The following is an 11,135-nucleotide window of genomic DNA, read 5'->3' as shown; positions in this document are numbered from 1 at the left end:
TCTTCCCACAAAAAAAGCCTACGCTTGTTTACGCAGACAGTGCCCAAAGAAAGCATTTCCACCTTCTTAGGGACACCTCACCATCCGCGTGATCAAGCGGTGTCGTTAAGAAAGGCCGGTATCTGACTCAGGGAAGAAACTTCTCCCTTTACAGTGGCGGGACCGTGCTGGATTTTCACCAGCTTCCCGAACGGGAGCAAAATGCTAATGCTCCCTCCTTTCTCCTATAAAATTGAATCCGATACCCTCATAAGCCCTTCCTTTACAGACCTAAATCCGCAAAGGTAGCCATCTCACGGGCAACAGCCACTGCGCTATCAAACAAAGGAAAGCTAAGAACAGCCCCACTTCCTTCACCTAATCGCATTTTGGCATCAATCAACGGTTCAAGCCCCAACTGATCCAACAATATCCGGTGGGCAGGTTCCACCGAGAGATGGGAAGCAAATAGATATTTTTTCACGTCAGAGGATAGAGCCATGGCCACAAATGCCGCGACTGTTGATATTACCCCATCAATTACCACAGGTAAACGTACAGAAGCCGCCCCGAGCACAAATCCCGTCATCGCGGCAAGCTCCAACCCCCCCACCTTCGCCAACACATCGATGGCATCTGCTTTATTCGGCTGATTAACTGCCAAACTTTTACGAATCACCTTCACTTTCTGCCGCAACATCACATCATCGATCCCAGTTCCTCGACCGACCAGCTTGTCCACTGACATACCCGTCAATGCAGAAGCGACAGCAGAAGTAGCCGTCGTATTCCCAATCCCCATCTCGCCGACACCAGCTAACTGTACCCCCTCTGTCTTTAATTCCTGTGCAATCGTAATCCCAATTGCGATTGCCTCCTCCGCCTCTTCACGCTCCATTGCAGGACCGACTGCCATATTGGCCGTCCCTAGACGCACCTTCCGATCCACCACACATGCTGGCAGCTTCTTCAACCGGCTCCCCACATCCACGACTTTCACATCCGCGCCGGCCCTACGAGAAAGGACATTAACCGCAGCGCCTCCCTTACAAAAATTATGAATCATCAGACCCGTCACATCCGAAGGATATGCACTCACGCCTTCCTCCGTCACTCCATGATCGCCACAAAAAACCACCATCGTCTTTCGTCCAATATCCGGCATGACATTCCCTGTCATCCCAGCTAATCGAATCACGATTTCCTCCAAGTTCCCTAATGCCCCGAGGGGCTTTGTTAACTCATTCATATGATTCCGTGCGGCCAACTCGATGTCTTCGTGGATTACTGGAATGAAAGGAAGTAACCTACGTTTGCTTGTCTCTATGATGATAGCCTCCTTAATTCACCCGTTTCTCTTATTATACAAAAGAGAGAGGGAGTGTTGACCCCTCTCTCTTGAGCAAATTTATATTGGAAATAAAGTTTAGCCCTCCCCTCCTTGGTCTTCAAAACCTCTTCATTAGCGTAAGAATTCTACGTTCGGCTTCCGTATGTACCACAGGTTTTTCAATCAATTCTTCCTTCACTGATTCATATGTATCCTGCAACCCTTCCAGCAAGCGCACTCTCGGTGTGATACCAAGGTGGGCTCTTAATTTAGCACAGTTACCAACTAGGTGAGTATCGCGAAAGGGAAACCACTGTCTCGGATGATGATCACCATGTTTGTCCTTGACTAATTTAATCTCTGGATCTACCCCTACTACTTCCGCACAAATTTGAATCCACTCTGTGAACGATACGACTTCATGTCCTGCAATATTATAAATTTCACCATAGCTTTCTTCTTTCAACATACATGCCACCAATCCATGGACAAGATCATCAATGTGTCCAAATTGAATTTGGGTCGATCCATTTCGTGGAACGAGAATGGATTCTTTTTTGAGCAACCGGTGAAAAATATACTTTTCTCGATTCAGGTTATTCCCTTTTCCATAGATATAGAAAGGGCGGAAGATTGTTATGGGGAAACCACTTTCTAAAAAAGCTTTTCGTAGTAGTTGTTCACATTGATACTTTTCATAGCCATACGTTCCCCAGTTCGGGTTATGGCCCACTGGACTTTCCTCAGTAAATATAACTGGAAACGATTCTGTCCGTAGATAAACGGAGGCACTACTGATATGGATAAAATGCTTGGTTTTCCCTAATAAACACTGAGTCGCTATCGCCGTCTGCTTAGGATGATAGGCAGACCCATCAAAGACAACGTCAAATGAAAGCTCCTCAAACACTTGTGTGATTTGGTTCATATCATTTCGATCCGCTGTTATCTGAATACATCCTGTTGGCGTAGGATAATTCCCTCGATTCAATACATAAACACGGTACCCCGCTTGTACTAATCGTTCCGCTATGGATCTTCCTACGAATACACTTCCCCCAAAGATTAAACATGTTTTCACTAAGTAACCCCTCTTTTTCTCTTAGAATCTACTAACAACCCATGTGCATTAATTCTTTAGAAAGGATAGATATGTTTCCATTTCGGTGAGAGAACAACCATATCACAAATATTTTCATTTTTTCTAATTTCACTATTGCATAACAATCTTCGATCAACTATAATAGTATTTGTAATTAATAGACACGAAAGATATTATCTTCTATATTGTCGGGGAGTAGCTCAGTTGGTAGAGCAATACTCGCCTATGTTCAATAGGCTTTCCCTTTTCTAACACTTGTCTAGATATCTTCTTCTGTATGTGATCGCACCAAAGGGATACGCTCATTTGGTTGTAAGGGGACTTCCCTTACTCGCGTACAGAAGGAGATATCAGGGCCGAATGAATAGGGTTACCGTTCAAGTATCGGCCGCCGGTTCGAATCCGGCCTCCCCGGCCACATGATTGATTTCGATTCACTTTCTGAAAGTACTTAGAACATCCCATATCCTTGTATCCTTTAGCCGGGTCCTTACCCGGTTTTTCTTATCTCATGGCTTTCATTACAAGCGAGGTGCACCCCATGAATTATCAATTCTTTATGCAACCCACACAGACACCCCAAACCGAACCCATCCCTGGTAAAGATATGATTCAAGGTCATTCCAGTGGATATGCCTTTAAGACCAATCCCTTGCAGATGATTCGCCGCTGTCTTATCTCTGGAACAACGACGGGTACTTTTTATGCAGGAAAGTTTGAAAGCACCCAGGAATTTGTACAGACCATTCAAGAAGCGATTCAGATAGATCCTCGTAAAGTAGCCGAAGAAATCCGCTATGCTTCAGATGGTCGGGCAATGAGCAATAGTGCCCCTTTGCTTGCCCTTGTTCTCCTTTCCATGGGAGAGTCCAAAGCTGCTAAAGATTCTTTTCTAGAGATCTTCCCTCACGTTGTTCGAACCGCCTCGCATCTCTATGAATGGCTGGCTTATACAAAAGGAATGCGCGGATTTGGTCGGGTTATTCGCCGGGCAGGTAATCGCTGGCTTGAAAACAAAGATGTCCGTACGCTAGCCTATCAATTTCTGAAGTATCAACAACGCTACGGCTATTCTTCACGGGATGTCCTTCGTCTTTTTCATCCAAAACCGAAGACAACATCTCATCACACCCTCTACCAATATCTTACCGCAGGTGCATGGAATTTCGCCGGAGAAGAGAAAGCGATTCCTGAAACATTACAACAAATTCATTGGTTTGAAAGGGTAAAAGCGGACCCCAGCCTATCCTTAGCGGGTGTACAACAAGGGCGACTCACCCATGAAATGGTAGCTCCATTGGGGGGAATGGATCACTCGGTATGGCAAGAACTTTTCTTACAAATGCCCATGGGGGCTCTTCTTCGCAATCTTGGATCCCTGACACAACTCGGGGTACTTACAAAAGAACATATCGCCAATCTTACTCACATTGAAGCGACACTCCTTGATAAAGAACGGCTCAAAAAGGCTCGCATTCATCCCATCGATGTCCTAAAAGCCCTGAAGATTTATTCTTCTGGCGGAAGACGAGGGCATTCAAAGAAAACATGGGAACCGATTCCCTTCATCGTCGATGTGCTCGATCAAGCGGTTGAACTTTCTTTTGAAGTACAGGAACCGACAAACAAGCGTTTCCTTCATGCGGTGGATGTTTCTGGGTCGATGAATTGGAAACCCGTTCCCACGGCCGCGCTTACCTGTGCTGAGATTGCGACAGCCATGGCACTCACCACAGCAAAGGCCGAACGTTTCTATGATATTCGTGGATTTTCCACTGATTTTATTGACCTACAAGTTTCACGTCAAGATAGCTTCAAGGATGCGCTTCGAAAAACTGTAGAATATAACTTCGGAGCAACCGACGCTGCTGTCACATGGGATTGGTTGCTAACAACCAAAACCTTCGTCGATGTGGTTGTATTTTGGACCGATTCTGAGTCATGGGCAGGCTCTCGCCATACTTTTCAGGCGCAACGGGAGTATCGGAACAAGATTAATCCCATGGTGAAAGCCATCTATGTCACATTAACTCCAAATCACCTGTCCTTGGTGGATCCCAATGATCCCCTCTCCTTTGACTTCGGAGGCTTTGATCCTTCCATGCCACGCATAGTACAAATGATTGCTAACAATGACTTGTAAAATGAAAAGCCCACTTGGAGACAAGTCATCCAAGTGGGCTTTTCACATTGATGAGGGTTCAAGAGTGATCCACTCCAGTGGTGAGTAGTCATTATCCCCCATCCAATTGTTTTGACAGGTTCATCACCAAAACGTCATCATCGTCATCGCTTAGATATCTTTTAAGAAAGCATAACTCTCCTTGTCATAACCCATCCGCTCTTCATAAAAACGATGGGCATCCTTGCGAATAAAGCGAGAGGTTAAGGCTACGCGTTCACACCCTTGTGCTCTCCCCCACTCTTCTAATTCGCTCAATAGACGCTCCCCATGACCACAGGAACGCCGATCACTCCGCGTGACCAGATCATGAAGATATAAATGACGACCATTATAAAAATTGGTCATGATTTCGATTCCTGCACAGGCCACTACTTCGCCCTCTTCCTCAATGACAAATAAGCGATAGCCTTCTTTTTGCATAGGCTGCAGCCACTCAAAGTACATGGCTTCAGTAAGATGCGGACGCAATTCGTTTATTACAGGGAATGCTTGGCGAAAATCGGTTTCAGTGATACATTCTTTCACTACAATTGTCTTGTCCAACTCCCTCACCCCTTCTCAATATAGTCTGATCCTACTTCATTTCTGATCCCTTTAACATATCCAGTTTTGATATAATTTCAAGGGTCAGATGAATGCACGAAAAGGAAGGGGCCCATGAATAAATCTCTGCATCAATTAACCCCTCATCTAGATCGCGGGGCACCAACTCCTTTATACCAACAACTATATACCTATCTCAAACATGAAATTGAAACCGGTCGTCTCCCTGCAAACTATCGCCTTCCCTCCAAACGAAAATGGAGCCACTATCTAAAAATAAGCCTGACTACGATGGAAAACGCGTATCATCAGCTACACGCAGAAGGATACGTGATGAGTCGCCCACGGAAGGGGCTTTTTGTTGCGCCGATTGACAAATCACTCCATTTAGTACCCCCTACCGCCCCATCGCGGATCGCTTCTCACCCCAGAACTACACGGTCTAATGACATCCATTTTCATTACGGGAGTGTTGATTTCTCACACTTCCCCTATGAAATATGGAGTCGATTGACCCGACAGGTGCTAAGAAAAGAGAATTTCCCCCAAGAGATCGATCCCTTTGGAGATTTCTCTCTACGACAAGAGATTGCTCACTACTTATATACTTCCCGTGGCGTATCCGCCTCTGCCGAACAAGTGGTGGTCGGCCCTGGCACCCAATCGCTAATCCGTTGGATTAGCCAACTTATCGGTGTAGATAAAACCTATGCCATAGAAGATCCCGGATACCATCGGGCAAAGACCGCCTTTACTAATATGGGGGTAACTTATCGACCCGTTCCCTTGGATGAGGACGGCATTCACCTACGAAGCGTTGAACAGAATCAAGCGGATGTCGTTTATGTAACCCCATCTCATCAATTTCCCACAGGCATTGTCATGCCATTTGCGCGCCGTCAAGCTCTACTCGCATGGAGTACTCAAGGAGAACGATGGATCTTTGAGGATGACTATGATTCTGAATTTCGCTATAAGGGGCAACCCATTCCCTCTCTGCAAGGAATGGATCGAAATCAGCGGGTAATCTATCTCGGTGCCTTTTCAAAAAGCATCCTCAACGAATTACGCCTCAGTTATGCAGTACTGCCCTTTCCTTTATTAGATAGGGCTCACCAACACCAAGATCTTGAAAAATTAGACGCTTCCCGAATTAATCAGCTCACTCTCCATGCCTTCATGGAACAAGGGCACTGGCAACGACACTTAAACCGTATGCGTACCCTCTATCGAAAAAAACATCGTACCCTGATTGAAACAATTAAAAACACCTGGAATAAAAGCGTAACGATTATCGGACAGGATGCTGGTCTGCACCTACTCATACAAGTTCATTCGGCGCATTCCGAAGAAGACTTGGTCGCAATGGCTCATCAAGCAGGGGTACGCATCAACCCCTTGAGCGATTATTGCAGCCTCCCTTCCCCCTATCCTGACCCTGTCCTGCTACTCGGTTATGGCGGATTATCGGAAGATGAAATCCGTGAGGGAATTCGTCGGTTGCAAACAGCATGGTCACTTTCACTTTCCACTTGATCCATCCAGTGAAGGAGCTTCCATGGATAGAACGATCACATATAGTTATCCATGGGAGCTCCTTCAATTTTCGTTGCGTTTTTTCGCTTCTCTCTTTTTCGCCCAAGCCTTTTTAATAAGGAAGTAGATGGATGCCACTATAGATAAAACCAACAATTCTGAAATATCTATCAAATAGTAATACCCTACACTTTCAATAGGGTCAATATATAAGTTCATTTTCTTTAACAATATATGATAGATACGATGGCCAATTGGCAATGATAAAAAAAAGAGACCATATAAAATCAATTGTAGCTTTTCACGTCGATTCATAAGTATCCCTCTTTATATAGTGTAGTTGGAATAGAATTGTCTCTCATCAGAGAAAGATGGATCTACACTCAGTCGCTTTAAAGGACACTTGCAAAGCCAACTGCATACGGCAACCTCGATTGAGCGATTACCCATGAGAATACCGATAGTGTATCAATTTTTATCAGAAATGGAAATGGAACCTTTACCCAAGCGCCAGGCATTCCCTTTAACCGTACCGGTGTTACCACTGCAGGCATCGTCATTGAAGATGTTCATAACAATGCTATCTTGATCTTGCCATTACTAGATGATTCTATTTCTTCCCTGTCATTCTACCTTGTAGGTCAGCATAGTAACAAATTTAGCCCAGGATGCAATTTACATCTCAATAATAAATTTCATTTAAAGTAAATCGAAAATCGCGCCAAAAGGTCTACTTTTTCAATATATATCGTTTCGGGGCACCTGCTTCTTGTTCAGATTCAAAGTAGACTAATCGATCTGGAATGCATGCGATGAGGGAAGGTAACCCATAACCGATGGATTCGGTTAAAGCATCCTCTAAGGGACATTTCTACCATCCAACTCACTATTGAAGGAAATAACATAACATGACGAACCCGCTCCATATACGGTTAATGAATGGTGGATATATTGCTGAAGATCGTCCTTTTTAGGTATCTCCACCATCTCTCTGTCGCGAAATAATTGCGTATAATTGTGGCACAGGCGATTCAATGCATTTACACGTTTCCTCTTTGAAGACAATTCAAATAGGAAACGATCTTGGAAACGCTTTGTAACAAAAGACCGTACAATTAACTCCTCGATCTTCACATCCATGCCACTCATCCTCCCCAACGTCCTTAATGGTTTAATGGATATTCCTATGCATCCCCCACCCTCAAAAGTTAGATGTTATATCTCGCCGGTTACTCTAAAAGGTGAATCCCTATTAATTCATCCAACATCCTCATGACTATTTCTTTCGTTTCGTGATCACAAAACTCTATCTTTACTGTTAAATAATCCGTTACTGAGATGACCATCTTTCCCTGAGTTAGAAACAATAATGGAATGCCCTTCACAGCCATTTTTTCTAATGCGATAAACTCATCATAGGAATGAAGTGTAGCCGCCCGATAATTATCTCTTAACACTGGCTGATTTGTAATGGTTGATGTTAGGATGAGAAGTTTCTTATAATGCTTATCATCATTTTGCACCCATTTTCGATGCATTACCCCATTAGGCTCCTTATCATCGAAGTAACACCACCAATCATGATTGAGATAGGGTGTGGCGATGATCTCGTCTTCTTTCAACCAACATTCAATCGCGGGTTGTAACCATGAAAAAAAAGACACCTCCAATGAAATCCAATTCTGCTCATTAAGAAACAATGGTGCATGGGGATTATCAATTGCATCAAACCCCCACCAGGAAGGATCATATATTTGATGAGCAAGCGGGTGTTTAGACTCTGGTATCGCCAGATTGACCACGCTTTTTTGTTGACTATCTTGTTCATTGTCCCAATCAAAGAAGGTATAGGGTTGAATTATCTTGAGCAGTTCACTTGTTCTTAGCGCTTTCAATTCTTCTCCCTCCTTTACCATCCAATATCGTTATCTACCAGAACTACTACGCATCGGATTTATCGCTAAACAACTTCTTTTCAGCATTTTTTTCTTTTTTATTTTTCTGATAAAGCACATCCCTTATTCCATCTGCAATCGTAATGATTAAGCATGCAATAAGCGCTGTGAACCAGTCAATGTCAAATAATTTGAATAAATAGGAACTTGTAATAACCACAAATAGCATACCCGCAAATTTTAAGATTGATTTTTTTAATATCCCCATACTATCGAATCCTGATAATAGGATATATTTTTTAAAATTATTTTTTTGCTCTTTTTCCATAGGTTTATCATCCTCATTAACAATTTTAATAATTTCACGTACAATAGACATCACTTTAGGTGGTAAGACTTTATTTAAGAAATTAACAACAATACTAAAATCCAATAAAAATAAGATATACGACGGGATGATCACCACAATCAAGAGGAACAAATTAAAAATGCCCATCAAAAACTGCTCATTCACAAAATTGAATACGATTTCGATTATGAAATCACCGATCATATACGTATAAAAAGGAACTAAAATGATGGTTTTCAGAAAAACATTTTTACTGGTGTAATTTAACCAATTTAAAAAAAGTACAGATGAGATAATGAAAACCGCAATAAATATATATAGAAGAATGCTAATGCTGTCCATCGTGATATCCCCTAGTTTTCATAGTAAAAAGGCTAGTAAAAAGAGGTCAATTACATTGGTTGTCAAAAAGCAATGCTAGTATTTTTTCATCAGTCGTCCTCATGTTCAGTTTCAAAATATCTTGGAGAAATATGAACGACCCACCATCGCTGAATCCCTGATCGTTTACGCAGGAAATCTCTACAACATCATCTCCAATTTCCTTTACAAAACCAACCAGGTCATCTAACTCACCCGTATCGTCAATGGATAGCGATACAATATCCCTGTGCTCCTTCGCATGTGTAAGGCATTGAAGAATTAGATTGACTTCATTTTTCTCATGTACATCCGGCAATAGTAAGTGATCATGGGACTGGCCTTGAAGTGTATAGAGTTGTTTTAACCTTTCTTCATATTTACCTTTCACATCGATTCGAAAGATATCATCCACTCTTCTAACAAGATAACCATCACTTAACCCATCGGGTGTGACATGCCTCATCACAATATGTTGATTCGATAATGCTGTAATGACCCCTGCTGAAAAACTACTTGGGTCATTTCGATCGGTGTACACAGAAATGATTTCATCTGCTTTCATTGAATTCGCTAACACGGATTGAATTTGGCTGTTACTCATACTGATCACTCCTTCGCCATCTCTATTTATGTAAAATCGTTAGCACGGATCACATTTTGTATCTCATTGATAATGTCCTCATCTCTTTCGTTGATCAATCTCAACTTTAGTTGATGAACGATCTCTCTATTATCCGCAACCATCGCTATATCGCCTAAATAATCAACAGCCGTCATTCGCACAGCGGAATCATGATGACTTAAGAAGAAGAAAATACTTGAAAGCATGTGCTTATCGCCTAAACAAAATAATCCATAATGCATCCTTAACCGGGCATGATCCGAAGGCTCACAGGCTGCACTCTTTCTAAGCTCATGGGTACTTGAATGCGCACCCAATTTTCCTAAAGACGCACCTGCGTATCCTCGCACATTGGCACAAGTGTCACTTAATGCAGCAATCAAATGTTGAATGGCACTGTAGTTACCCTGTGCTGTAAACCCCAAACACTGTGCAGCAAAAATTCTAACCATTTCTTCTGCGTCTTTAAGCCCCTTGATACTGGCTTCTACTACGTCATTCCCTGCAAAATTAATTAGCGCACAAAACGAATAGGATCTTACTTTCAGATTGCGACTCTGCGTACACTGTAGTAACAATTTTTTTGCTCGATGATAGCAATTAAAGTATGAAAGAGCATCGATGACAGCTAATTGAAGGTCCAATATCTTCGAATCAAAGAGTGTCACTAATTTATTTAGATTCCTTTGAGTTACATGCTCCGTCATATCTTCGATGTCATTGCACATGTCATCAATAAATTCATCAACCATTTTTTCAGACTTCGAATCAGCTTCTTCTTCATCAAAAGGATGATCATGTAACCATTGTTCGTAATGAACCACTTCGTGTGCGAAAACTTGTAAATACGCGTAAATTCCCATTCCTTCTTCACAATCACTATCGATACTATTAAAGTCTCCTGTAGCAACCTTAATATAGGGTTCTTCATTTTTATCGTAGGGGGCGAAAAATAATCCCGCTACTTCTTCACCCGAACGATTTATAATCCAGTCCTCTTTGTACAAGTAAACGACTACTCTAATTGGAAAAGAACGTTTTTTTCTTATCCATTTGGCAAATAACTGAAAAGGAATTCTAAATTGAGCCTGAACTTCCGGGTAACTTCTTGTATATATCCCTTCTCGAGGAACTACTATCATATATGACTCCTTACATTCTCATTAAAAACTAGCATACGAATCTCCTACTCTCCCTACCATGATGATGGATGGAGATTTTCATGATCCCT

General features: G+C 42.4%; 11 protein-coding genes and 1 riboswitch. Of the genes, 2 read left to right on the top strand and 9 right to left on the bottom strand.

Annotation, left to right across the window (positions count from 1 at the left end):
* Positions 1–96: 96 nt before the first annotated feature.
* Positions 97–236: riboswitch (cobalamin riboswitch) on the bottom strand.
* A gap of 26 nt (positions 237–262) precedes the next feature.
* Positions 263–1,306 carry a nicotinate-nucleotide--dimethylbenzimidazole phosphoribosyltransferase gene (gene cobT / locus CHX35_RS07845; RefSeq protein WP_281252072.1) on the bottom strand — a complete coding sequence of 348 codons (1,044 nt, stop codon included), beginning with the start codon at positions 1,304–1,306 and terminating at the stop codon, positions 263–265.
* Positions 1,307–1,427: 121 nt separating this feature from the next.
* Positions 1,428–2,390, bottom strand: coding sequence for an NAD-dependent epimerase/dehydratase family protein (locus tag CHX35_RS07840; RefSeq protein WP_091836343.1), 963 nt, complete (start codon positions 2,388–2,390; stop codon positions 1,428–1,430).
* A 562-nt stretch (positions 2,391–2,952) separates the two neighbouring features.
* Between CHX35_RS07840 and CHX35_RS07835 the strand changes: the two genes are divergently transcribed.
* A complete protein-coding gene (locus tag CHX35_RS07835; RefSeq protein WP_091836341.1) occupies positions 2,953–4,554 on the top strand; it encodes a TROVE domain-containing protein in 1,602 nt (533 codons plus the stop codon).
* 150 nt (positions 4,555–4,704) lie between these two features.
* Here the strand turns inward: CHX35_RS07835 and CHX35_RS07830 are convergent, their stop codons facing one another.
* A complete protein-coding gene (locus tag CHX35_RS07830) occupies positions 4,705–5,139 on the bottom strand; it encodes a GNAT family N-acetyltransferase (protein ID WP_245838698.1) in 435 nt (144 codons plus the stop codon).
* Positions 5,140–5,253: 114 nt separating this feature from the next.
* On the opposite strand from CHX35_RS07830, the gene pdxR reads away from it, so the two are divergent.
* Positions 5,254–6,675, top strand: a complete 1,422-nt coding sequence (gene pdxR / locus CHX35_RS07825; RefSeq protein WP_091836339.1) for a MocR-like pyridoxine biosynthesis transcription factor PdxR — start codon at positions 5,254–5,256, stop codon at positions 6,673–6,675.
* A 63-nt stretch (positions 6,676–6,738) separates the two neighbouring features.
* On the opposite strand, the gene CHX35_RS07820 is transcribed toward pdxR, so the two are convergent.
* The 6 genes from CHX35_RS07820 to CHX35_RS07800 all read right to left on the bottom strand — a co-directional run bounded on the left by CHX35_RS07820 (position 6,739) and on the right by CHX35_RS07800 (position 11,046).
* Entirely contained in the window at positions 6,739–6,990 is a 252-nt protein-coding gene (locus tag CHX35_RS07820; RefSeq protein WP_091836338.1) for a hypothetical protein, read from the bottom strand.
* Positions 6,991–7,533: 543 nt separating this feature from the next.
* Positions 7,534–7,815: a hypothetical protein gene (locus tag CHX35_RS17490; protein WP_176391953.1), complete on the bottom strand. Its 282-nt coding sequence runs from the start codon at positions 7,813–7,815 to the stop codon at positions 7,534–7,536.
* Between the two features lie 89 nt (positions 7,816–7,904).
* Positions 7,905–8,570 carry a hypothetical protein gene (locus CHX35_RS07815; RefSeq protein WP_091836336.1) on the bottom strand — a complete coding sequence of 222 codons (666 nt, stop codon included), beginning with the start codon at positions 8,568–8,570 and terminating at the stop codon, positions 7,905–7,907.
* 46 nt (positions 8,571–8,616) lie between these two features.
* Complete coding sequence (locus CHX35_RS07810; protein ID WP_091836335.1) at positions 8,617–9,261, bottom strand: hypothetical protein; 645 nt, start codon at positions 9,259–9,261, stop codon at positions 8,617–8,619.
* Between the two features lie 46 nt (positions 9,262–9,307).
* Positions 9,308–9,883 (bottom strand): hypothetical protein, encoded by a 576-nt coding sequence (locus CHX35_RS07805; RefSeq protein WP_091836333.1) that lies wholly within the window; start codon positions 9,881–9,883, stop codon positions 9,308–9,310.
* A gap of 26 nt (positions 9,884–9,909) precedes the next feature.
* Positions 9,910–11,046 (bottom strand): HEAT repeat domain-containing protein, encoded by a 1,137-nt coding sequence (locus tag CHX35_RS07800; RefSeq protein WP_091836332.1) that lies wholly within the window; start codon positions 11,044–11,046, stop codon positions 9,910–9,912.
* Positions 11,047–11,135 lie beyond the last annotated feature (89 nt).

Source organism: Marininema halotolerans (genome assembly GCF_900116235.1).
Taxonomy (GTDB): domain Bacteria; phylum Bacillota; class Bacilli; order Thermoactinomycetales; family DSM-45169; genus Marininema; species Marininema halotolerans.
Note: the sequence above shows the minus strand (reverse complement) of the source record. Positions and strands in the feature narration are given on the sequence as shown.